Raw genomic sequence first — 21,553 nt, 5'->3', positions numbered from 1 at the left:
AATGATGCGCAATGTAATAGTCAAGGATGCGGAAGCGGCCGTTGAAGGCATCAAGGACGGACACACCGTGATGGTCGGGGGATTTGGTGGCGCCGGTCTTCCGACCGGCGTCATCAAGGCCGTGCTGGACAAGGGCGTGCGCGAGCTCGTCGTGATCTCCAATAATGCTGGCTCGTCCGGCGACGATCTTTCCCTCTGGTTTGGCGCCAAGATCGTTCGCAAGATCATCTGCTCCTATCCGCGGAACGCGCAGCAGTTCGCGGAGCAGTACCGGACCGGCGCGGTCGAGCTGGAGCTCGTCCCTCAAGGCACGCTCGTCGAGCGAATTCGGGCCGGGGGCGCCGGGCTGGGTGGCTTCCTGTCGCCCGTCGGGGTCGGAACCGTGTTTGCGGACGGCAAGGAGAAGGTCACGGTGCAGGGCCGAGAATTCATCCTGGAACTGCCGTTGCGGGCGGACTTCACCTTCGTGAAAGGCCGATTGGCCGACAGCCTCGGCAATGTCACCTACAATAAGACGGCACGGAATCACTGCGCGGTCATGGCGACCGCCGGCGAAACCGTGGCCATTGAGGTCGACCGCATCGTCGGGGTCGGCGACCTCGATCCGGAGGCGATCGTCACGCCATGCATTTTCGTCGATCGCGTCTACGCAAGGAATCTCCCATGAAACCGCTTTCGCGTGACGCATTAGCCCGCATGGTGGCACTGCATTTGCCGGACGAGGGGTTCGTCAACCTCGGTATCGGCGCGCCCACCCATGTGGCCGACTATCTGCCGGCCTACTCCGGGGTAATGCTCCACAGTGAGAACGGCGTCCTCAATGTGGGTCCCAAGCCTCAAGAAGGTCAGGAGGACTGGGACCTGATCAATGCCGGAAAGACGCCCATCTCGCTAAAGCGCGGCGGATCGTATTTCGATTCGAGCCTGTCGTTCGCGATGATGCGTGGTGGCCATCTCGACGTTGCGGTACTCGGGGGCTTTCAGGTCTCCAAGGACGGCGACCTTGCCAACTGGACGACTGGCGACAATAGCTCGCCACCCGGCATAGGCGGCGCGATCGACCTTGCAGTCGGTGCAAAGTCGATCTGGGTGATGATGGATCATGTAACAAAGGATGGACGCGCGCGGATCGTCGAGCGCTGCAGCTATCCGCTCACCGCACGGAAGGTCGTGACGCGCGTCTTCACGAATCTCGCGATCCTTGATGTCACCGGGAACGGCCTGGTCGTCGACGCTCTACTCGAAGGCACATCGGTCGAAGTGCTGCAGAGCCTCACCGAGGCGCCGCTGTCTGCTCCCGGCGCGCCGCGCACCATCAAGCAGGACGGGACTGTTGTCGCATGACCTATCGTGTCGCCGAATTGATTGCGGACAGTCTCATCGCGCATGGCGTCGACCGCGCGTTTGGAGTGCCCGGCGAGAGCTTTCTGCCGTTACTGGACGCTCTGCACGACCGGAACCAGATTGATCTGGTGACCAATCGTCACGAGGGTAGTGCCTGCCTGGCTGCCGTCGCCGACGCGAAGCTGACGGGGCGGGCCGGTGTAGTAATGGCCAGTCGCGGCCCGGGTGCCTTTAACGCGGCGCTCGGCATCCACGTGGCCTCGCAGGAGGCGATCCCCCTCATCATACTGATCGGGCAGGTCGACCGGCCTAATCTGAACCGGGATGCGGTTCAGGAGATCGACTGCGGACGCGCCTTCGAGGGACTCTTGAAATGGTCAGTTCGATTGAGCGCTGCCGCTCAGGTCCCGGAGATGATGGCCCGCGCATTCTCCGCAGCACATACCGGCACGCCCGGTCCAGTGGCCGTCGAATTGCCGGAGGATCTGCTTGCCGAGTCCGCCGATGCGCTCGCCGTCAGAATCCACGGTGTAGCCCACCCTGAAGCAGGTATCGTCGCTGTGAAGAAGGCCGGTGCCCTGCTCGCCGCGGCCGAACGACCGATCATTCTGATCGGCGGTGAATGTCGATCCGAGGAGTTCCGCAAGGATGTGGTCGCTCTGAGCGAAAAGTGGAACGTTCCCGTCGCGGTGACGAACAAGATGCAGGACCAGTTTCCGAACGATCACGACCACTGGATCGGACAGCTGGGATTCTTCACGTCTCCCGCACACGTTGAGATATTCGATCGTGCCGACCTCATCATGGCGATTGGAACGCGCTTGGGCGATCTCTCTTCGCTCGGATTCGAATTTCCGAGGCAGTCGTCGCCGCGCCAGCCGCTGGTGCACGTCTATCCCGATCCGGCGGCCATCGGTACGCACTTTCAAACCGACCTTCCAATAGTGTCGAGTTCTGCATCGTTCGTACGCAGCCTGCTCGATCAGCCTGCCTCATCGCGTGAGCGCTCGGATTGGATGAAGGCCGTGACGATCGCGCGATCGGCGACGCATGGTTGGCCGAAATCGGGAGTACCTTCGGCCGACGTCTACGGTCACGTCGTGGCCGAGATAGCCGGTCACTTTCGCTCCGACGGCATCGTGACGACAGACTCCGGCAATTTTGCCGGCTGGGTCCACCGCATCTTCAGCTTCAAGACGTCTGCGAGATTGTTGGGCTCGGCCTGCGGAGCGATGGGCAGCGGCATTCCCTCGGCTCTCAGCGCCAGCCTTCGCTTCCCCGACAGGCAGGTGATTGCGTTCTGCGGAGACGGCGGCTTCCTGATGACTGGAAACGAGCTGGTCGTCGCCGTGGCGAGGCGGCTGGACCTCAAGATCGTGATCTCCAATAACGCGTCGTACGGGACGATCCGCTCGCATCAGGAGAGGGCGTTTCCGAACCGGCCGTACGGAACAGATCTATCCAATCCAGACTTTGCAGCGTTAGCTAGTGCCTACGGAGCCGTTGGGTTTTGCATATCCGACGCCGATCAGGCTGCCGACGTCGTCGCAGAAGCGATGTCGGCAAAGGGCCCCGTCGTCATCGAAGTGCGCTCGGATGTACGACAATCTCTGGACAAGTCGCTCGCAGCCGCATCGCGCTAGTTTTACAGATGGAAGAGTTCGACCGATGAATTTCGAAGGTGACACAATGGACGGCATAACAACGGAAAGTCACCGCCTCGCCACGTCGTGGCAGGGCGTTGTCCGGTTTCTGCATAAGACGCCGAGGGCTTTTCTTCCCATGCGCTCGTTTCCTGAACTTCAGCTTATCGCAGGCCGTGGCATCGAAGGTGATCGGTACCTGATCGGACAGGAAACCGGCTTCTATTCGCACAAGCCCGAGGAAGGGCGGCAGGTTACCTTGTTCGAGATGGAGACTCTCGAGGCACTCCGCCGCGATCACGGCATTGAACTGCTCCCGGAGGAGCACCGACGCAACGTGACGGTCGAAGGCGTGTCGCTAAACCATCTCGTCGACCGGCGGTTTCGGCTTGGCGAGACGATCGTGGAGGCTACGCGTCTTTCGACGCCTTGCCGGCACATCGAGGAAATCCTCGGCAAGGCCGTGTTCGACCCTCTCATCAACCGCTCCGGACTGAACTGCAAGATCATCGCTGGTGGTACTCTTCGCGTGGGCGACGTCGTAAGGCCCCTCTAATGGCGAAACCGATCAAGACCGTCTCGACCGTTGTCTCGCGGATCGACGATCTCGGCAATGATACCAAGCGGTTCACGCTGGTCGACCAGGATGATTGGGAGCTCCCGCCGTTCAAGCCGGGTGGACATATCGATGTCCACCTGGAGCCCGGGCTCGTCCGCACCTATTCACTCTGCAATGAGCCCGAGGACAATCATCGCTACGTGATCGCAGTCAAGCGCGAGCGAAACGGCCGCGGCGGCTCGAACTTCCTGCACGAGCGGGTCCGGGTCGGAGACAAGATCGGCGTATCCATCCCGCGTGGAGGCATTGCGGCTAATCCAAACCGAATGAACATCTTCGTGGCAGGCGGAATTGGGGTGACGCCGTTTATTTCCGTAGTGCGGCACCTTGAGCGTCGGGGATGCACGAACTACGCGCTGCATTGGACAAGCCGCGGACGGGCGGTGCTTCCCGATATGATCGGCCCCGCGATCGAAGCCGGGCACGTCCGCCTTTACGACACGACCAGACAGGCGAAGCCCGTCATTGTCGACATCTTGAAGGAGTACAACGAGTCCGGCTTCGCGGCGTGTTGCGGCCCTGCGCCGATGCTTGAAGCCTTCGAAAGAGTTGTCGAGGCTTGGCCGGACGAGCGTAAGCACATCGAGATGTTCACGCCGCCGAGGCGGAGCGTCCAGAGCGACGTGCCCCCCTACGAGGTGGTGCTGAGGGTCAGCAACAAGGCGGCGACCGTCACACCCGACGTCGGCCTGCTCGGAACATTGGAGGCCATGGGCGTCGACGTGCCCGTTTCATGCGGGGGAGGGATCTGCGGCGCCTGCCGGACGCGGTGGATCGAGGGACCTCCCATCCACAGGGATCGCGTGCTCTCACCGGCCGAACGGCAGAGCGAACTCATCGTCTGCGTCGGAGATTGCGCCGGCCCCAAGCTGGTGCTGGACCTCTGATCGACCGGGAGCTCGGCGCCGACCCTCACATTCGGCGCGGTTGGTGTTGATCCGCGCCCGAATATCTAACAGATTGGCGTCGCATCGCATGCTCCATCTTGGCGACCCGATCGAAATGACCCTTAACCTGAAATTTCTCCGCGTCCAAAGCGGCATGACGCTCGAGCAACTGGCAACCGATTCCGGCTTGACTCGAAGCTACCTGTCGAAGCTGGAACGCGGTCTGTCGTCGCCCTCCATCGGATCGGCGCTCAAGATAGCCAAGGCGCTTGGCACGTCGCTGGACCGACTGTACGGACAGCAGGACGACAAGGATCCTGTCTCTATCGTGCGGGCAAAGAACGGAAAGCCCGGCGATCCGAGCACACACCTTTCGCTGGTGGCTGGTCTGGCGCCGGATAGGGTCATGCGCGCCTTTATCGTTCGTCCCACGCAGACCGCGAAGCGAGGCCGGATTATGAGCCATCATGAAGGTGAGGAGATTCTTTTCATCCTGACTGGCAAAATCGAGCTTCTTATCGGGAAACGAAAGGAAGTCCTGTATCCGGGAGACTGCGTTCAATTCGATTCGACCATTCCCCACAAACTGACGGCTCTCTCATCGGAGGCTGCATCCGCGCTGGTGGTGATTGCCGCAAAAGAGAGCTGACCACGGGCGCAGGACTACCTGACGGCTTCAAATCGTAGAGGCTTGGATAGGGAGGCCTTCCTGTTCACGCCGACGAATGCGTCGAGGACGCCTCTCAAGCAGACTATGGCCATCTGCAATTCCGCGACCGAGAAGCCGCCAAACCCGAGCATCAGCCCAAAAAGGGCCGGCGTAGCTTAGTACATCGGTGAGATCGGTCGCACGACCAGCCCGGCCTTCTCCGCTTGGTCGGCAAGCTTGACATCATCAAGGCCGACAGGAAGCCAGAGTACGAGGTACATGCCTTGGTCGCGCGGTTGCAAGGTTGCCCAGGATGGCAACTCCTTCTCGATTGCGGCGCGTCGCTCCGCGAGCTGCCCCCGGAATCCCATGGGAAAGGTTCAAAGAACGTGTTGCGCGAGCGCTACCTCGCGGAGTTCAGGGGGTAGAAGGGCAACGTCTTGGACGGAAAAATGGAAGCCGGCAGCTCAACACCTTGACCAGCCAGTCATTTGCTCGTCCCGATCGTTGCGAAAACCGCAATGGTGAATTGAAGGAACATTCGATTATCGCCCGAATGGGAAAATGATAACTACCGGGACAATGTTTGAATAGTGAAACCGAGTTGGAAATGTCAGCTACGATCAAGATCTATGGCGGCAAATTGTCGGGACACAGCCACCGGGTCGAGCTCTTGCTCGGGCTTCTCTTGCTCCCTTACGAATTGATCCCAACGCCGCCTGCCGAGCGCAAGACGCCAGCCTATCTCGCGATGAACCAGTTCGGGCAGATACCTGTCATCGACGATGACGGCACCGTCGTTGCCGACTCCAACGCAATCCTGATCTATCTGGCCAAGCGCTACGACACTACCGGGACGTGGCTTCCGGAAGATCCCGTTAGTGCGGCTGCCGTGCAACGTTGGCTGTCCGTGGCGGCAGGACAGCTCGCATATGGACCAGCGACAGCCCGGCTGGGAAAGGTGTTCAAATTGCCGGTCGATTGCCGGCAAGCGGCCGAGATCGCGAACAGTCTGTTCAGCGTGATGGACGGTCATCTTGCGAAGCACGAATTTCTCGCAGCAAAGCATCCGACCTTGGCTGATCTCGCCTGCTACAGCTACACGCGGGCCGCTCCCGAGGGAGGCGTTGAACTGTCGTCCTATTCGAACATTGTCGCTTGGCTGGGGCGACTGGAAGCAATTCCGAATTTTCAACGGATGCCAAGCGCACCTGCGAGCTGATCGGCAAACCTTCTTCGAGGTGCGGTCATGACCAATCTCTTCGAACGGAGTTCGTCTCCTTTTCACCAAGGCGAGATCGACGTCCAGCGACGCGTCGGCGTCGCCGAGCGAGTGAGCGACCGCGGGAAAACCTCCATCCGCACGTGGATGCCCGATCAGCACCGCGAGTTCTTCGCAGGACTCGAATACCTCCTTCTCGGCTCGTCGGACCGAACGGGCTGGCCGGTCCCTTCGATCCTGTTTGGCCCGCGCGGATTCGTCTTTTCGCCGGATCCAGGACGGCTGCGCATCGAATCGTTACCGAAGACCTTCGACCAGCTTAGAACGAATCTTTCCGTGAGCGCCAGCTTGGGCGTACTGGGCATAGACCTGACCAACCGCCGGCGAAACCGCATGAGCGGAAAGCTGGTTGCTATCGACGAGACAGGTTTCGAGATGGCGGTCGTGCAGAGCTTTGGCAATTGCCCTCAATACATCCACACGCGCCGTATCAACTCGGCACGATCCGATTCACTGGAGCAACTCGGTCCCGGAGAGGTCGAGGCGCTCGACGTCTTGGACGATCCGGCACGAGAGCTGATCCGCCAGTCGGCGACCTTCTTCGTCGCGTCATGTGCGCCTTCAGATGACGGATCATCGTTCGATTGCGATATCTCTCACCGCGGTGGCAAGCCGGGCTTCATTGACGTGGCCGGTAACCAGCTCACTGTTCCGGACTTTGCGGGTAATTCCTTTTTCAATACGCTCGGCAATTTTGTTTCGAATCCCAGGGCGGGACTGCTTTTTGTCGACTTTGTCATCGGCGATGTTTTGGTGCTGCAGGGGACGATCGAGTTGCTCTGGAATGATCCATCGATTCAGGGCTTCAAGGGTGCCGAGCGCGCCTGGCGGCTTCATGTCACAGCTGGCCGAAGAGTGCGGGCTTCGGCGATACCTCTCATCGGAGAGGTGGTCGAATATTCTCCGAGGGCGCTCACCACGGGGGCTTGGCCGCGAGGTGAGCGTTCCAATGACCCAATGAAGTTGAGGAGAGCGAGCGTGACAACAGAGGGCCTTGAGCCGTCGACGGAGATCGACAGGGCAAATCTGAGTCTAGTCCGATGGTTCTAGGGCGACATTCACGGATTGATCGGCCGAATCGACCTCTCTGGCGGCGACGTGCCAGAGTTCTCCATTTGAGGCCTGAGCCAAGTGGAGATTTGGAAGGCCGTGGAGCTGGCACGGCCTTCCATTTGGAGAAGATCAGGACATCGTCGGCATCACGAACTCGGCGCCTGCCCGGATGCCCGTCGGCCATCGGGTCGTTATCGTTTTCAGCTTGGTATAGAAGCGGACGCCCTCGGGGCCATGCATGTGATGGTCGCCGAACAGAGAGGCTTTCCATCCACCGAACGAATGGAATGCCATCGGCACCGGGATTGGTACGTTGATGCCCACCATGCCGACCTGGATCTGATGCGCGAATTCGCGCGCTGCATCGCCGTCCCTGGTGAAGATTGCGGTGCCGTTGCCGAATTCGTGCTGGTTGATCATGTCGGCCGCATCGTCATACGACTTGGCCCGAGCCACCACGAGCACCGGTCCGAAGATCTCTTCTTGATAGATCTTCATGTCCGTGGTCACGCGATCAAACAGGCTGCCACCGATGAAGTAGCCCTTCTCGTAGCCCTGGCGATGGAAATCGCGCCCGTCCACGATGAGCTTCGCGCCTTCGTCAACGCCGGCGTCAATATAGCCTCTGACCTTGTCGAGGTGTTGCTTCGTCACCAGCGGGCCCATCTCGGCATCGGGGTCGGTACCGGGACCAATGTTAAGCGCGCGAACCTTGGGCGCCAGCTTTTCGACCAGACGGTCCGCGGTCGTGTCTCCAATCGGAACGGCTACCGAGATTGCCATGCAGCGCTCGCCGGCGGAGCCATAAGCCGCGCCCACGAGAGCGTCGACCGCCTGGTCCATGTCGGCGTCAGGCATCACGATCATGTGGTTCTTGGCGCCGCCCAGCGCTTGGCAGCGCTTGCCGCGGCTGGTCGCCGTCTCATAGATGTAGCGCGCAATTGGCGTCGAGCCGACGAAGCTGACCGCGACGATATCCGGATCGGTCAGAATGGCATCCACCGCTTCCTTGTCGCCATGCACGACGTTGAACACGCCGTCGGGCAGTCCGGCTTCCTTCAGCCACTGCGCAAGCACCAGCGAGGCCGAGGGATCGCGCTCTGACGGCTTGAGGATAAACGTATTGCCGCAGGCCAGCGCAACCGGGAACATCCACATCGGGACCATCGCCGGGAAATTGAATGGCGTGATACCAGCGACCACCCCGAGCGGTTGACGCAGCGAGTGGCTGTCAACGCGGGTGCCGACATTCTCGCTGATTTCTCCCTTGAGCAGTTGCGGCGCGCCCGTCGCGAACTCCACCACCTCCATGCCGCGTTGGATCTCGCCCTTCGCGTCCGAGAGCACCTTGCCGTGTTCAGCGGTGATCACTTGGGCAAGTTCATCGATTCGATCCTCCATGATCCGCAGGAAACGATTGAGAATACGAGCGCGCCGCAGTGGCGGTGTGTTCGCCCAGGCCGGAAAGGCCTTGCGGGCCGCCTCGGCGGCCGACCGCACGTCTTGCGTCGTAGCAAGTCCGAGCGTTGCCGATTGCTCACCGGTCGCGGGATTGTAGACCGGCGCGGTGCGAGGGCCACGGCTCGGCACCAACTCGCCATTGATGAAGTTCAGAATAGTCACGGGCATTGGCTGCTTCCCTAAAATGATGCTTGATCGAGCCAAATATGCAGCGCATAAAATTGCGGCATCAACGGCCGAATTCGCGGCTCCGTTGTGCAGAAAGTGTAGTCAATGGATTGGGAGCGCGTTCGGATATTCTTGGAGGTGGCGCGTGCCGGCCAGATTCTGAAGGCCTCGAAAAGCCTGCGGCTAAACCATGCAACGGTCGCCCGGCAACTGACGGCGCTGGAGAGTGGCTTGAATGCCAAACTGCTCGAACGACACACTGCAGGCTGCACGCTGACGGCGGCGGGCGAGGCGCTTGTCGCGGCTGCCGAGCGCGCAGAGAGCGAATTCCTCAAAGTGGGATCGAGCATTGGAGGCGCCGCCGAGGCCCTCACCGGCACGGTGCGCGTAGGGGCGCCGGACGGGCTTGGCAACTACTTCCTGGCCGATAGGCTGGGCGCGCTGGCAGCGAAGCACCCGGGCCTTGTCATTCAGCTCGTGCCGCTTCCACGCACGTTCTCGTTGTCAAGGCGCGAGGCTGACGTTGCGATCACCCTGGACCGACCCAAGCAGGGCAAGCTGATCCTATCCAAGCTCACCGACTACACGCTCAGTGTGTATGCTGCTGATGCTTATCTGGCGCGCGAGGGTCCCATCAAGACGCAGGCCGATCTTGCCGGCCGCCTGTTCGTCACCCAGGTCGAGGATTTCGTCTACAGCAGGGCATTGGACTATGCCTCAGTGCTCGGCCGGCTCATGTCGCGACGCTATGAATGCGGCAGCGTCGTTGCGCAGATGGAGGCAGTTCGCGGTGGACACGGCGTTGGAATCCTTCATGATTATGTGGCCCAACGCTATCCCGAATTGCGGCGTCTGCTTCCCGACATCCGTTTCGTGCGGAACTACTGGCTGACGTCACATCCCGATACGCACGAAACGCGGCGCGTTGCGGAAGTGCATCGCTTCATCGTGGCCTCAGTCAAGGCGGCAAGGTCGTCTTTCGAGGCTGCTTGAGCGCCACTGCCGGTTGCTGGGGCGGGGCTGTTTGGTTCGTTCCCGATCCGGCGCATTCCATAAACGCCCGCAAGGCGGAGGACACGAATGCGTCCTTACGATGAACGAAAACAGTGGTGGCCCTGCCGGTCCCGTTCGGCAACGAATGCAGGCGGATCAAGCCCTGTCGTTCGGCAGAATCAGCGACCACGCGCGGCACCAACGACAGCCCGACCGAAGCCGCCACACAACCGATGATCCCGTCGAGCGTTCCCATTTCCATCCAGCGCAGGTCGACGAAACCACGATGCGCAAGATATTCCGACAGGCGCTGTCGATAGGAGCAGCCGGCGCGAAACACAATCACCTTCCGGCCGCTTCCCGAAGCCAGGAATTTGCTGAGGTGTTGGGGGGACGTCACCATCGGCGGCGTGATCAGCACCAACTCCTCATCCACGATCGGTTTGCAGGTCAGTTCACCGTGCGTGACCGGTGCAGAGACAAAAGCTCCATCAAGCTTCCGAGCCAATACGCGGTCAACCAGGGCTGCGGTCGGACCCGTCTCGACCTGAACGTCGACATCGGGATAAGCGATGCCGTAGTGGGTGAGTAACGGTGGCAGGCGTAACGCCGCCGTCGTCTCCATCGACCCAATGCGCAGTTCGCCGCCCGGCCACGCCTCGTCCTTCACTGCGCAATGCGCCTCGGCCAACAGATCGCTGATCCGCTTGGCGTAGGGAAGCAGCCTGCTGCCCATCGAGGTGAGCGTGACGCCTTTCTTGGATCGATCAAAAAGTCGGACGCCGAGCCGGTTCTCCAGCGCTCGAATTCGCTGGGTCACGTTCGATTGGACAGTGTTGAGATCGTGGGCGGCGCGGCCGATTCCGCCGGCCATGGCGACGGCGGAAAAGACATTCAAATCCGTACTGTCCATATGGTCATCTCCCCCAATGATGACCCTGATCAATAATAATCACTTTTATGTTGTCAATAGCCAATCTAGCTTCCCAGCATCCAAGACGGGAACTGAGCCTAGGAAAAGGAAGAGACATGGCTATCAAGACGAGGTTGACCGATTTTTTTGGGCTTGAGCACCCGATCGTGCTGGCGCCGATGGATCCGGCCTCCGGCGGCGAGCTGGCTTCCGCGGTTTCCGCGGCAGGTGCTCTGGGCCTTCTTGGCGGCGGTTATGCCAACCGCGCCTGGTTCGAAGAACAGTCCGCGAAGGTGAGCCGCCCTGACGTCGGCTGTGGATTCATCACATGGGCGCTGGCGAATGATCCGGGTCTGCTCGATCTCGCTCTGGAGCGGCACAAGAAAGCGATCATGCTGTCGTTCTCGGATCCTGCGCCATATGCCCCAAAAGTGAAGCAGGCCGGCGTCCCGCTGATCTGTCAGGTGCATACGCTCGAGCATGCCCGGCGGGCGATCGATGTCGGCGCGGACGTTGTTGTCGCACAGGGTACGGAGGCAGGTGGCCACGGTCTCACGGCGCGCTCGACAATGCCGTTCGTTCCTGCAGTCGCCGATATGATCGCGCAACGAGCGCCGCGCGTTATCCTTCTTGCCGCCGGAGGCATTGCCGACGGGCGCGGTCTGGCCGCGGCGCTGATGCTGGGTGCCGACGGTGCTTTGATCGGATCGCGGTTTTGGGCCACGCAAGAAGCTGTCATTCATCGCAACGCGAAAGAAAAGGTGCTCGCAGCCACCGGCGATGAAACGATCCGGACGCGTGTCTACGACGTTGTCCGCAAGAAGGCTTGGCCCTCCGAGTACACTGGGCGCCTGATGAAGAACGGCTTCATCGAAAGGTGGCATGGCCGGGAAGACGATCTGCGCACATTGCAAGAAGCCGAGCTGCAGCGCGTCGAGAAGGCGTGGGTCTCCGGCGACTACGATACCGCCAATGTCACGGTCGGAGAAGCAATCGGCCTCATCAACGACATTCCAACCGCCGGTGAGCTGGTGAAGCGCATTTCAGCAGAAGCAAGCGCATGTCTCTCGCGCTACGCGCCGACGCGAAACTCTATCGCGGCCTGATGGGTCCGCAACTTTCAACGTATTGCCGGGTGTAAACGGCGCGTGCGCTGCGGCGCACGCGCCCGGGAAAACACGTGCCCAACAAGGCCGAAGGAGAGATATGATGAGCGAACGTAAAGCGGACGCCCCGAACCCGGGAATCTGGACGGTGGTGCTTGCCTCAAGTGCAGGCACGATTATCGAGTGGTATGACTTCTATCTCTATGGAAGCCTTGCTGTGTTCTTTTCGACCCTCTTCTATCCCGCCAACGATCCCACCGCCGCCGTCCTGATCAGCGTTGCAACCTTTGCTACCGGGTTTGTCATCCGGCCGTTCGGTGCCATCCTTTTCGGCAGTCTTGGGGATCGATTGGGACGCAAGCACACCTTTCTGCTGACTCTTATTTTGATGGGAATTGCGACCACCGCGGTCGGACTTTTGCCGACATATGCGAGTGTCGGCTTTGCTGCACCTGTCGCGCTTGTCGTACTCCGTTTGGTACAGGGCTTGGCCATCGGCGGCGAGTACGGTGGCGCGGCCATCTATGTGGCCGAGCACGCACCGGCAAATCGTCGAGGCTTCTTCACTAGCTTTATCCAGACCACAGCCACCCTAGGCTTCTTTGTTGCGATTCTGGTCGTGTTGGCGTGTCGGCTATCGCTCGGGGAGGAAGCATTCCGTGCTTGGGGATGGCGTATCCCGTTCTTGCTGTCTGCACTTCTAGTCGTGCTTTCGATCTATCTTCGTCTCAAGCTCAGCGAGTCGCCGGTTTTCGAGCAGATGCGCCAGGCCGGCAAGGTCTCGCGGGCGCCGGTTCGCGAAAGTTTCGGCACGAGACAAGGATTGGGTTATGCGCTCTATGCTCTCTTCGGCGCGACGGCGGGTCTGGGATGCGTATGGTACACCGGGCAATTCTACGCGCTGTATTTCCTGCAGAGCGTTCTCAAGGTAGACTTCTTGACGGCGAATGTCTGCGTCGCCGTTGCTCTAGCCATCGGCACGCCGCTGATCGTCGTGAGCGGGGCCTTGTCAGACCGCATCGGACGTCGTCCACTGATCGTCACCGGACTGCTCCTCGCCGCCGCGCTCTACGTTCCCATCTACATGGGAATTGCGAGCGCCACGGCTGCGCAAAATTACGTGGCCGTCACCGCGCTTATCCTGGCGCAGCTCGTCTTCGTAGCACTGGTCTACGGGCCGAATGCCGCGTTTCTCGTAGAGCTCTTTCCGGCGCGGCTGCGATACACATCGCTGTCGCTTCCCTATCACATCGGCACCGGGATATTCGGCGGCTTCGTTCCGCTGATTAGTCTCTCGCTCGTCAGCTACACCGGCAACATCTACGCCGGCCTGATCTATCCGATCGCGATTGCCCTCCTGACCGCGGCGGTCAATATCCTCTGCCTGCCCAAATCTGTCGCAGCCGATCTTTCCACTGAATTCGGCAGGACACCGGCAGCCAGCCGCCAGATCGCATGAGCCGAGTGCCCGTCAATCGCCATCAAGGTTTTCGTGCAAGACCCTTTGCACGAACACCCGGTGGAAATATGCGGTAAAGATGGTATGAAGGATTTATTCGACGTCTCCGATGAGCCTCTGGCTGTCGTGACTGCGAAGAACTCCTCCCTAGACTTGTCGCAGATATCCCGCGACGCAGTCACCCCGTTGCCGATTGCAACGGGGTGCTTTTTTTGCGGTCGGCATCTGCTTCTTCGAAGGCAGGCCGATGCTCAAAGTAGCAATCTTTCTCGATCCTAGGCGATCGACCCCGGTGCACCTGCTCGTGCCGTTGCGCACGCCCGTTTGCGAAGATCGCCTGCCCGGGATGGATACTCATGGGCTCGGATACCTTCTGTCGCTTGGCCACATGAAAAATTGGGCCGAGCATCATCCGTCGCACGGCGCGATCTTCCGCGCCGCAATGGCCCGCTACCGCAAGTTCGGCAAGAAGAACCAGCTCAGAACCTGGCGTGAAGTGTTCGTGCTGCCGGACCAAAACCAGCTTTTCGAGTATGTCAACTACGCGCCGGGCACAGGCCTGGTGAACTACTTCGAAGGCGAGCGGCGGTCCTAGGCTGGACGGCCCGGGTCACGGTCGCGACTCGATCAGATCGAACAGGGCTGTCATCGCGCTCGAGATATAGACATCTTTTCGCCAGACGAACACCGTCTCAACGGCAGCCCGGGAAAGCGGCAACGCATGCGCAGCGACCCTGCCATCCCGGACGGCAGTAGCGATGACACCTCTCGGCATCAAGGTGACGCCGAGCCCGGCTGAGACGCAACTGATGATGGCGTCGAGAGAGCCAAGCTCTTGCGGCTCGGAGAGTGTGATCCCCATTTCTATCAGCATTGTCTCCAGACGCTGGCGGTACGAGCAGCCGATCTGAAAAACGATCATCTTCAAGCCCTCGATGGAAGTCAGGTCCTTTGTCCGGATCGAAGGGGTCGTTACGAGCACGAGCTCTTCACGGACGAAAGGCCGTTGATGCAGGTCAGGGTGATCGACGGGGCCGGCGACAAAAGCGCCATCGAGACGATATTCGATGACTTCATTCAATAGGCGTGTGGTGGTTCCGGTCGTAATCGCGAGCCGGACGTTGGGGCAGGCCTTGGCAAACCTTGGCAGAAGAGGAGACAGTCGCGACGCGGTGGTCGTCTCGAGGCTTCCGATGAGCAGCGTGCCATTCGGCACTCCATCATCCCGTGCAGCAGCTCGCGCATCTGCAGCAAGCTTTGCCAGCCTCGCGACGTAGGGGAGCACCCTGCGGGCTGCCGGGGTCGGCGCTACGCCCCGTGCGTGGCGCTCGAAGAGTGAAATGCCCAGCTTGCCCTCCAGCACCTGGATACGAGTTGTGACATTGGATTGAGCAGTACCCAATTCGGATGCCGCTCGGCTCATGCTTCCCAGGCGCAGAACCGCCTCGAACACTTTGAGATCGGAGAGATACATGCCAGTCCACTCTTGAAGTCAGCAGCAGCAACAGTTCGAAAGAGGTTCCGGTCATCCTAACGAACAATTTGGACCGCGCGGAACGACACATTAGCTAACCATGAGCGCGATGGTCATCTAGAGAAGAGATGACCGTCATCTGAATTGGTAATGTTTCGCCGCGGACCGGAGTAATCACAACAGGGCCTGCAAATATTCGTATCACTGTGCCGTGTTCGACTGTCGCTGATGTCTGGGCGACCCCTGCGCGCTAAAGGCATTTTTTATCAATGCGCGGTAAATGAGACAGAGTGATGGTCGGACTCAACGTGTTGAGGATTTTTCATGCTCGCCAAGCTCAAGATTTCTTCCAGGCTCATGTTGATGGTGGTTCTCTCTGTTCTGGGTATTGCATCCGTGGCGGGCGTCGGCTTGTCGGCCCTCAAAAGCAGCTTGCTTGAGGACCGAAAAGACAAGCTTCAGCAGCTCGTCCTCCTGGCGCAGCAGGCGCTTGAATTGGACTACAAGGCATCGAGAGCGGCAGGCCTCTCCGATGCGCAGGCCTTGGAAAGGAGCAAGCAACTGCTTCAATCATTGCGCTTCGGCAAGGACGACTATTTCTATGCCCTCGACATGGAATCCGTGCTGGTCGCGCATCCCAATCCCAAGTTTCAGAACAAGAGCATGAAGGACACCGCGGATACCAACGGCGTCTTTTTCTCCCGGCTGCAAGTCGACCTTGTGAAGTCAGGCGGATCCGGCTTTGTCGCGTTTAGCTTTCCCCGTGCCGGCATCGGCGAGCCACTTCCTAAGATCGCCTATGTTGTCGGATTCAAGACCTATGACTGGGCAGTCGCGGGTGGCATCTATCTGGATGACGTAGACACGATATTCATGGCAGAAGCGAAGCGCATTGGCCTTCTCATCGTTTTAGCCCTTGCTCTTGTCGTGGCCACGTCGATTTTCCTCAGCCGCAGTATCACGCGGCCGATCGCCAGTCTCACTGGGGCGATGCGAAGGCTCGCGAGCGGCGATACAAGATCGGAGATTCCTGCGCTTTCGCGTGCGGATGAAGTCGGAGAGATGGCGAAGACCGTCAAAGTGTTTCAGGACGCCATGATAGAGAGCGCTCGCCTTCGCCAAGAACAGGACGAGATGAAGTTGATGGCCGAGACGGAAAAGAGGGGCCTCTTGGGCAAGCTGGCTGACGAATTCGAGCAGGGTGTGAGCACGTCACTCGATGCCCTCTCTCAGTCGGCTTCCGCAATGAGGACGACTTCCCAAGGTATGTCGGAGACCGCGAAATCGGCCAGCCGCCAGTCCGGAGTGGTGGCGACTGCTGCAGAAGAGGCCAGCTCAAGCGTGCAATCGGTCGCCTCGGCTACTGAGCAGCTGTCGGCCTCGATCGCCGAGATAGGAAATCAGGTGGCGCGTTCGACCAAGGTCGCCGGCGGCGCAGTTGAAGAAGCGCAACGGACCAATATTACCATTCAAGGGCTTGTAGCCGCGACATCAAAGATCGGAGACGTGGTTCAGTTGATAACCGCGATCGCGAGCCAGACGAACCTGCTGGCACTGAATGCGACAATTGAGGCCGCGCGTGCCGGCGAGGCGGGAAGGGGGTTTGCCGTCGTCGCAAGCGAAGTGAAGTCGCTCGCGGGCCAGACCGCACGTGCAACGGAGGAGATCTCCACCCAAGTCAACGGCATGCAGGGAGCCATGAGTGAGGCTGTCCAGGCCATCGACGGAGTGAGCGGCACGATATCCTCGATCAACGAAATCGCAATTGCGATTGCATCTGCCGTGGAGCAGCAGGGGGTCGCGACGCGCGAGATCGCACGTAGCATCCAGCAGGTCGCGCAAGGCACGGAAGAGGTGTCGCGCAACATCGTAGGAGTGAGCGAGGCGTCTGGCCAAACCGGGGTGGCTGCAGCTGATGTGCTTGCGGCTGCAGGTGGGCTGAGCCAACAGTCCACTTTGCTGAGAGCGGATGTCGATCGTTTCCTGGCGAGCGTTCGCGCCGCGTGAGTTGGAGTGCTTCGTCATTCATCTTAAGGGCAGATGGCCGTCATCTGAATTCATGATTTCACCCGATGCTGAGAAACCTTACAAGGAGTGTTGCAGCTTTTAGTTGCTCTGTTAGCCTTGGTTGCCCGCTATGAGTGAGAAGCATCGCCGTGCCATTTTTGCGGTTCGATTTGATCGAGGGAAGAAGTGATGCGGAGATCCGACGGCTTCTGGATGTTACTCACGAAGTCCTGGTAGAGACGCTCCACGTGCCGGCGCGCGATCGCTATCAGGTGGTGCATCAGCACCCACGATCCAGCATCATCGCGCTTGACACAGGCCTTGCTATCGATCGGACCGATAAATTGGTCATACTGCAGTTGACCAGTCGCCCACGCGACAAGGGGTCGAAGCTGGAGTTCTATCGCGTCCTCGCCGAGAGGCTGTCGTCATCGTGCGGAATAGCGCCAAATGATCTCGTCATAAATTTCGTGATCAATGCGGACGAAGATTGGTCATTCGGCATGGGAAGGGCCCAATTCCTCACTGGCGAGTTGCACTAGGTCTCGCGCGAGTTTCCCTCATCGTCGGTGGTAAGCTAGTCACTCAGAACGACGGTTCCGAACGTGCCGAGCACCTCGCTGGCCTTATCATGGCGCTCGCCCGGCGCGAAGCCATGAAGGCCGGCGACCACTTGATCGAACAAATGCTTGCCGATGGATCTCTCACGCGGCGCTCTGATGATGTACGGGCGACGCAGGCGATTGCGATGACGTAAACAGTTCCACCAATTCTGGTCCATTAACATGGCGTTGAACTGGTACTTCAATTGCTGTGGATATCCCCTTGTGCGGTTGTTGTCGAGCTTGACCGCGATTACGTCGGTTCCTGCTGCGAAACGAGTCGCAAAACGAGATCAATGCTTCGGAGCGGGTGGGAACGGTCGTTGAGGCCGCGCTCCGACCGTCGCTCTTCGGGACGCGAAGAACTGTTGCTCGAAGACCGTCCAGCCGCCGGACATCATCGGGCAAAACCGGCCCCGAATGCCAAGGTCTCTCGCAACTGGCATCCATCACGACCAAGTCGCAAATCCAATGCCCGTCCCGGTTCCTGCTGGCGTGCGGTAAGCCGGGTAATATTCCGACCAGTCGTTGGTCAGGTGTTCGGACATGGCTGCTGTCATGACCCAGTTGAGAATTTCGGAGGAACCCGAATTCAGTTCGCCGCGTGTCAGGCCACGCAAGACTTGCGGATGCTTGCATCGAATGGCGTTGAGCACTTTGCGGTCGAGTTGCTCGTCGACGACGAAATGGCTCAGACCGCCGCTTGCTGCTACCGCAACGCGAAGTTTGCGTGGTGATGCTTCGATGATGCGCGCGAGCTTGAGCCCGATGTCATAGCAGCGACGCGCCGTTGGCGCGTTCGGCGGGTAATAAGTGTTGAGGAGCACCGGAACAACAGGGATGGCGCGCGCCCGGAACAGGCGTTCGATGACAAAGCCGTATGCGTGGCCAAAGCCTGCCGTTTGCGGATCTTCTACCTTCGCGGCGGCTCCGACGTCCACATCCGCTTCAATGAGGCCACGTATCAATTCGAGGGCGAACTGGGCGTGTCCCGGAAAGCTATGGACGGCGTCCATAGCGTAGCTCTTCATCACGGTGCCGACCCAACCGGGCGTCTGCGGTGTCAGGTGCTTCTCATGGGTCAAGATCTCTTCGCCATAGAACGATGTGATGCGGTGGGCCTGGATTAGCGCAAGAACATTGTCGGCCGTGGGCCTGCCCGTGATCACACCGGAGGACCCAAGATAGATCTGCGGGCCCAGGAACACGTCGAGCTGGGCGCAGTGATAGAGCGGCAGCGCGTGCAACACTTTGTCGTTGGCTGCCATGCCGCCGTCGATGACGCAGCTCATGCCCACCCGATCCGTAGGCCAGAATACGTAGGTCGCGGCCGGCGCCGTCTCCGTCGCGCCATAGCCTGATACGAACGGGATCTTGGAGCCGGCAGCCCGAGACGGGTCGAGCAAAATGCGCTGCTATATGCAGCAAGCCCGTAAAACGCGGCCTGACCCAGGTTAACGATGCCGCCCTGGCCAAGCAGGAAGCCGACACCAGCACCAGCGATCGCGTACAGCCCGCAAAATACCAGGAGATCGACGGCGTGCCGCTCGATCAGGAATGGTGTGGCGATCCAGGCGACGAGCAGAACTCCATATCCCGCGAATTTCATCGGTCACCCTCCCTTGCGCCCGGATTTACCGAGGTGCCGTCGGGCGCCAGGATCATGATGACGATCAGTGCCGACAGCGCGATCGCGTCCTTTAGCCCCGACGAGACAAAGACAATCGAGAGAGATTCAAGGATCCCGATTGTCAGGCCGCCGACGAGCGCGCCCAGCGGATTGGTAAGGCCCCCGAGTACTGCTGCCGCGAAGCCCTTCAAGGTTAGCGCAGGCCCCATCTGATAACTCACTCCAATCAACGGGGTGACGAGAAGGCCCGCGACGGCAGCCATCAATCCTCCCAGTGCAAAGGTCGCCGATCGCATCAACTGGACATTGATGCCTGTGGTGGCGGCGCCGTCGGGGTCAATCGACGCGGCCATCATCGCCAGGCCGAAATCGGTGAACTTGTAAAATAAACGCAGCGCAATCAGCATCAGAGCTGAGATACCCATCAGCCAGACCGCCTGCTCGCGGATCGCAGCGTCGAACAGTCCGTAAACTTCATCGCCGAAGGCCGGCAGCAGGTGTTCCTCGCGGCCGAAGACATAGAGAACGGCCGCCGAAAGCGTGAAGCCCAATCCGATGGTCAGCAGCAGGAACGATTCTTCGCGTGCCCCCCTCTTGAACAACCGGCGAAGTAGAAACATGTCGACAGCGATGGCGATGACCAGGAACATCTGCGGCCTTCCCATTCAACAGATCAGCTCATCGTTAGCATTACGAACTCGGCTCCGGCGCGGATGCCGCTCGGCCAACGGGTAGTGATAGCCTTGAGCTTGGTGTAGAAACGAACGCCCTCTGGCGCGCGCTGGCCAGATTCTGAAGGCGTCGAAACACCTGAAGTTGAACCGTGCCAGGTGGCCCGCCAGCTCACCGCCTTGGAACGGAGCTTGAACTCCAAGCTGCTCGAACGACACACGTCGGGCTGCACGCTGACCGGGGCAGGGGAAGCGTTAGTCGCTGCGGCTGAGCGCGAAGAGAGCGAATTTCTGAAGGTCGGATCAAGCATTGCAGGCGCGACGGAGGCAATCACGAGCACAGTGCGGGTCGGTGCGCCCGATGGCCTCGGCAACTACTTCCTTGCGCACCTTCCTCGACTTCATCGCGGTGGATTCGCGATTGAAATAGCAGACTGATCGGCTGCGCTTCGCCTGATATCGGGCCGTTCACGCGGTTTCGCGCGGAGCGGCCTTGCACCGAGGACGTTGTGGCAGATCGCGTTGCACGCGCGGCGGATGGCGCGTGGCGCCCAAACGTCAAGGCGATCATGGCGTCGGTTATTACCTCCTCCGGCCAGGTCATCCAGGTTGTACTTTAGGCTGGCCTAGCCCGTGCCCTTCGGGCCGATGGTTCGGTAAAGAGAGCCGCAGTCGTTTCGCGCAACCACTTGAGTGCGGGATCGTCGTGAAATCTAGCATGCCAAAATTGGTGGATTGGGTAGGGCTTGATATTGATCGGAGGCTCGACAATCCTGAGGTTCTCCAGCCTGGCGTAGTAATCGGCGATGGAGCGAGGAACCGTGACGATGAGATCAGTTCTTGCTATAATCGCGGGCACCGAAAGAAAGTGTGACGAAAGCAGTTGAATCCTTCTGCGCAGTCCCTGCTTCTTAAGCAGCGTTTCGAAAAGTTCGTTACTGCGACCGATGGAGTGTACAACGGCGTGAGGCAACTCCAGGAAAGTAGCGAGAGGAACGCTCTTTGATCTCACTACCGGATGATCGGCCCGCACCAAACAGACAAGCGAGTGCATGAACAGGCGCTGCCTAAGCACGTTTTGGCCCTCTAGGTTCGGGAAATACCCCAACGCCAGGTGGACATCGCCAGCGGTCAAAGTGGCTTCCATGTGCTCATTGACGATCTGCTCGCAACGCAAGTTGCAGGATGGCGCATGCTGCGAAAGGTACGCTGTCAACCGCGGCAAGAAGTGAATTTCACCGACGTCGGGCATGGTCACTACAAATTCGTGGCGCGCCGTTGCGGGGTCAAAAGCAGACCGTCGCATGATCGTGGCATCGATCTTCCCCACGGCACCTTCGGCAGAGGTTACGAGTTCTGTGCAACGCGACGTTGGCAGCATGCCCGCGGAAGTACGCACGAAGAGGGCATCGCCCACTGCCTTGCGAAGTCGCGCGAGCGCTAGGCTGGTCGCTGGTTGACTCAAATCGAGTTGCTCCGCCGCTTTCGACACGCTCCGGGTTCGATGCAGGACAACGAGCAATCGCAACAAGTTGAGATCGAAAGGCTGATCTATCGGCATGTGGTCCCAACCATTGCTGAGTGACCGTTCG

Annotated in this window: 22 protein-coding genes and 2 pseudogenes; 15 read left to right on the top strand and 9 right to left on the bottom strand. The window is 59.8% G+C overall.

Annotated features, from left to right (window positions below; translation table 11 throughout):
* Positions 1-4 precede the first annotated feature (4 nt).
* From IVB05_RS27110 to IVB05_RS27075, 8 genes are all read left to right on the top strand, one after another.
* Positions 5-667 carry a 3-oxoacid CoA-transferase subunit A gene (locus tag IVB05_RS27110; RefSeq protein ID WP_247779028.1) on the top strand — a complete coding sequence of 221 codons (663 nt, stop codon included), beginning with the start codon at positions 5-7 and terminating at the stop codon, positions 665-667.
* Positions 664-1,344 (top strand): 3-oxoacid CoA-transferase subunit B, encoded by a 681-nt coding sequence (locus IVB05_RS27105; protein ID WP_247779027.1) that lies wholly within the window; start codon positions 664-666, stop codon positions 1,342-1,344. The genes IVB05_RS27110 and IVB05_RS27105 overlap by 4 nt, the downstream gene beginning before the upstream one ends.
* Positions 1,341-2,987 carry a thiamine pyrophosphate-dependent enzyme gene (locus IVB05_RS27100; RefSeq protein ID WP_247779026.1) on the top strand — a complete coding sequence of 549 codons (1,647 nt, stop codon included), beginning with the start codon at positions 1,341-1,343 and terminating at the stop codon, positions 2,985-2,987. Before IVB05_RS27105 ends, IVB05_RS27100 begins: the two co-directional genes overlap by 4 nt.
* A gap of 46 nt (positions 2,988-3,033) precedes the next feature.
* Positions 3,034-3,543 carry an MOSC domain-containing protein gene (locus IVB05_RS27095; protein ID WP_346771884.1) on the top strand — a complete coding sequence of 170 codons (510 nt, stop codon included), beginning with the start codon at positions 3,034-3,036 and terminating at the stop codon, positions 3,541-3,543.
* A complete protein-coding gene (locus IVB05_RS27090) occupies positions 3,543-4,493 on the top strand; it encodes a PDR/VanB family oxidoreductase (protein ID WP_247779024.1) in 951 nt (316 codons plus the stop codon). Before IVB05_RS27095 ends, IVB05_RS27090 begins: the two co-directional genes overlap by 1 nt.
* An 88-nt stretch (positions 4,494-4,581) precedes the next feature.
* The gene (locus IVB05_RS27085) at positions 4,582-5,142 is read left to right on the top strand and encodes a helix-turn-helix domain-containing protein (protein WP_247779023.1); all 561 of its coding nucleotides are present in this window, start codon (positions 4,582-4,584) and stop codon (positions 5,140-5,142) included.
* Positions 5,143-5,752: 610 nt separating this feature from the next.
* Positions 5,753-6,364, top strand: a complete 612-nt coding sequence (locus IVB05_RS27080) for a glutathione S-transferase (RefSeq protein WP_247779022.1) — start codon at positions 5,753-5,755, stop codon at positions 6,362-6,364.
* A 27-nt stretch (positions 6,365-6,391) separates the two neighbouring features.
* A complete protein-coding gene (locus tag IVB05_RS27075) occupies positions 6,392-7,474 on the top strand; it encodes a pyridoxamine 5'-phosphate oxidase family protein (RefSeq protein ID WP_247779021.1) in 1,083 nt (360 codons plus the stop codon).
* A 132-nt stretch (positions 7,475-7,606) separates the two neighbouring features.
* Here the strand turns inward: IVB05_RS27075 and IVB05_RS27070 are convergent, their stop codons facing one another.
* Complete coding sequence (locus IVB05_RS27070; protein WP_247779020.1) at positions 7,607-9,106, bottom strand: CoA-acylating methylmalonate-semialdehyde dehydrogenase; 1,500 nt, start codon at positions 9,104-9,106, stop codon at positions 7,607-7,609.
* Positions 9,107-9,211: 105 nt separating this feature from the next.
* Here IVB05_RS27070 and IVB05_RS27065 point away from each other — a divergent pair, with 105 nt between their 5' ends.
* On the top strand, positions 9,212-10,099 hold the full coding sequence (locus IVB05_RS27065; RefSeq protein WP_247779019.1) for a LysR family transcriptional regulator: 888 nt from the start codon (positions 9,212-9,214) through the stop codon (positions 10,097-10,099).
* Here IVB05_RS27065 and IVB05_RS27060 read toward each other — a convergent pair.
* Positions 10,065-11,012 (bottom strand): LysR family transcriptional regulator, encoded by a 948-nt coding sequence (locus IVB05_RS27060; protein ID WP_247779018.1) that lies wholly within the window; start codon positions 11,010-11,012, stop codon positions 10,065-10,067. The genes IVB05_RS27065 and IVB05_RS27060 overlap by 35 nt on opposite strands.
* A gap of 116 nt (positions 11,013-11,128) precedes the next feature.
* On the opposite strand from IVB05_RS27060, the gene IVB05_RS27055 reads away from it, so the two are divergent.
* From IVB05_RS27055 to IVB05_RS27045, 3 genes are all read left to right on the top strand, one after another.
* Complete coding sequence (locus IVB05_RS27055) at positions 11,129-12,118, top strand: nitronate monooxygenase (protein WP_247779017.1); 990 nt, start codon at positions 11,129-11,131, stop codon at positions 12,116-12,118.
* Between the two features lie 103 nt (positions 12,119-12,221).
* Complete coding sequence (locus tag IVB05_RS27050) at positions 12,222-13,577, top strand: MFS transporter (RefSeq protein WP_247779016.1); 1,356 nt, start codon at positions 12,222-12,224, stop codon at positions 13,575-13,577.
* Between the two features lie 292 nt (positions 13,578-13,869).
* Positions 13,870-14,172 (top strand): phenylacetaldoxime dehydratase family protein, encoded by a 303-nt coding sequence (locus IVB05_RS27045; RefSeq protein ID WP_247779015.1) that lies wholly within the window; start codon positions 13,870-13,872, stop codon positions 14,170-14,172.
* Between the two features lie 15 nt (positions 14,173-14,187).
* On the opposite strand, the gene IVB05_RS27040 is transcribed toward IVB05_RS27045, so the two are convergent.
* Positions 14,188-15,051 (bottom strand): LysR family transcriptional regulator, encoded by an 864-nt coding sequence (locus IVB05_RS27040; RefSeq protein WP_247779014.1) that lies wholly within the window; start codon positions 15,049-15,051, stop codon positions 14,188-14,190.
* Positions 15,052-15,375: 324 nt separating this feature from the next.
* Between IVB05_RS27040 and IVB05_RS27035 the strand changes: the two genes are divergently transcribed.
* A complete protein-coding gene (locus tag IVB05_RS27035) occupies positions 15,376-17,058 on the top strand; it encodes a methyl-accepting chemotaxis protein (RefSeq protein WP_247779013.1) in 1,683 nt (560 codons plus the stop codon).
* 149 nt (positions 17,059-17,207) lie between these two features.
* Complete coding sequence (locus IVB05_RS27030) at positions 17,208-17,600, top strand: tautomerase family protein (RefSeq protein WP_247779012.1); 393 nt, start codon at positions 17,208-17,210, stop codon at positions 17,598-17,600.
* A 35-nt stretch (positions 17,601-17,635) separates the two neighbouring features.
* On the opposite strand, the gene IVB05_RS27025 is transcribed toward IVB05_RS27030, so the two are convergent.
* The 5 genes and pseudogenes from IVB05_RS27025 to IVB05_RS27005 form a co-directional block, all read right to left on the bottom strand.
* On the bottom strand, positions 17,636-17,866 hold the full coding sequence (locus tag IVB05_RS27025; protein WP_247779011.1) for a hypothetical protein: 231 nt from the start codon (positions 17,864-17,866) through the stop codon (positions 17,636-17,638).
* 243 nt (positions 17,867-18,109) lie between these two features.
* A complete protein-coding gene (locus tag IVB05_RS27020) occupies positions 18,110-18,676 on the bottom strand; it encodes a hypothetical protein (protein WP_247786965.1) in 567 nt (188 codons plus the stop codon).
* A gap of 81 nt (positions 18,677-18,757) precedes the next feature.
* A pseudogene (locus IVB05_RS27015) lies at positions 18,758-19,039 on the bottom strand (hypothetical protein); the annotation flags it as partial.
* Between the two features lie 226 nt (positions 19,040-19,265).
* On the bottom strand, positions 19,266-19,940 hold the full coding sequence (locus tag IVB05_RS27010; RefSeq protein WP_247779010.1) for a branched-chain amino acid ABC transporter permease: 675 nt from the start codon (positions 19,938-19,940) through the stop codon (positions 19,266-19,268).
* A gap of 23 nt (positions 19,941-19,963) precedes the next feature.
* Positions 19,964-20,065: pseudogene (locus IVB05_RS27005) on the bottom strand (methylmalonate-semialdehyde dehydrogenase (CoA acylating)); the annotation flags it as partial.
* A gap of 88 nt (positions 20,066-20,153) precedes the next feature.
* On the opposite strand from IVB05_RS27005, the gene IVB05_RS27000 reads away from it, so the two are divergent.
* A complete protein-coding gene (locus tag IVB05_RS27000; RefSeq protein ID WP_247779009.1) occupies positions 20,154-20,399 on the top strand; it encodes a hypothetical protein in 246 nt (81 codons plus the stop codon).
* A 178-nt stretch (positions 20,400-20,577) separates the two neighbouring features.
* On the opposite strand, the gene IVB05_RS26995 is transcribed toward IVB05_RS27000, so the two are convergent.
* Positions 20,578-21,522 carry a LysR family transcriptional regulator gene (locus tag IVB05_RS26995; RefSeq protein WP_247779008.1) on the bottom strand — a complete coding sequence of 315 codons (945 nt, stop codon included), beginning with the start codon at positions 21,520-21,522 and terminating at the stop codon, positions 20,578-20,580.
* Positions 21,523-21,553: the final 31 nt, after the last annotated feature.

Origin of the sequence: Bradyrhizobium sp. 170 (assembly GCF_023101085.1) — a bacterium.
Classification (GTDB): Bacteria; Pseudomonadota; Alphaproteobacteria; order Rhizobiales; family Xanthobacteraceae; genus Bradyrhizobium.
Note: the sequence above shows the minus strand (reverse complement) of the source record. Positions and strands in the feature narration are given on the sequence as shown.

What these genes read in the sequence shown, in the direction of transcription:
- IVB05_RS27060 (WP_247779018.1), bottom strand. Translation starts at nt 11,012, where the DNA reads ATGGACAGTACGGATTTGAATGTCTTTTCCGCCGTCGCCATGGCCGGC.
- IVB05_RS27040 (WP_247779014.1), bottom strand. Translation starts at nt 15,051, where the DNA reads ATGTATCTCTCCGATCTCAAAGTGTTCGAGGCGGTTCTGCGCCTGGGA.
- IVB05_RS27085 (WP_247779023.1), top strand. Translation starts at nt 4,582, where the DNA reads ATGCTCCATCTTGGCGACCCGATCGAAATGACCCTTAACCTGAAATTT.
- IVB05_RS27010 (WP_247779010.1), bottom strand. Translation starts at nt 19,940, where the DNA reads ATGTTCCTGGTCATCGCCATCGCTGTCGACATGTTTCTACTTCGCCGG.
- IVB05_RS27070 (WP_247779020.1), bottom strand. Translation starts at nt 9,106, where the DNA reads ATGCCCGTGACTATTCTGAACTTCATCAATGGCGAGTTGGTGCCGAGC.
- IVB05_RS27110 (WP_247779028.1), top strand. Translation starts at nt 5, where the DNA reads ATGCGCAATGTAATAGTCAAGGATGCGGAAGCGGCCGTTGAAGGCATC.
- IVB05_RS27065 (WP_247779019.1), top strand. Translation starts at nt 9,212, where the DNA reads ATGGATTGGGAGCGCGTTCGGATATTCTTGGAGGTGGCGCGTGCCGGC.
- IVB05_RS27105 (WP_247779027.1), top strand. Translation starts at nt 664, where the DNA reads ATGAAACCGCTTTCGCGTGACGCATTAGCCCGCATGGTGGCACTGCAT.
- IVB05_RS27090 (WP_247779024.1), top strand. Translation starts at nt 3,543, where the DNA reads ATGGCGAAACCGATCAAGACCGTCTCGACCGTTGTCTCGCGGATCGAC.
- IVB05_RS27055 (WP_247779017.1), top strand. Translation starts at nt 11,129, where the DNA reads ATGGCTATCAAGACGAGGTTGACCGATTTTTTTGGGCTTGAGCACCCG.
- IVB05_RS27035 (WP_247779013.1), top strand. Translation starts at nt 15,376, where the DNA reads ATGCTCGCCAAGCTCAAGATTTCTTCCAGGCTCATGTTGATGGTGGTT.
- IVB05_RS27095 (WP_346771884.1), top strand. Translation starts at nt 3,034, where the DNA reads ATGGACGGCATAACAACGGAAAGTCACCGCCTCGCCACGTCGTGGCAG.
- IVB05_RS27100 (WP_247779026.1), top strand. Translation starts at nt 1,341, where the DNA reads ATGACCTATCGTGTCGCCGAATTGATTGCGGACAGTCTCATCGCGCAT.
- IVB05_RS26995 (WP_247779008.1), bottom strand. Translation starts at nt 21,522, where the DNA reads ATGCCGATAGATCAGCCTTTCGATCTCAACTTGTTGCGATTGCTCGTT.
- IVB05_RS27075 (WP_247779021.1), top strand. Translation starts at nt 6,392, where the DNA reads ATGACCAATCTCTTCGAACGGAGTTCGTCTCCTTTTCACCAAGGCGAG.
- IVB05_RS27080 (WP_247779022.1), top strand. Translation starts at nt 5,753, where the DNA reads ATGTCAGCTACGATCAAGATCTATGGCGGCAAATTGTCGGGACACAGC.
- IVB05_RS27020 (WP_247786965.1), bottom strand. Translation starts at nt 18,676, where the DNA reads ATGGACGCCGTCCATAGCTTTCCGGGACACGCCCAGTTCGCCCTCGAA.
- IVB05_RS27050 (WP_247779016.1), top strand. Translation starts at nt 12,222, where the DNA reads ATGAGCGAACGTAAAGCGGACGCCCCGAACCCGGGAATCTGGACGGTG.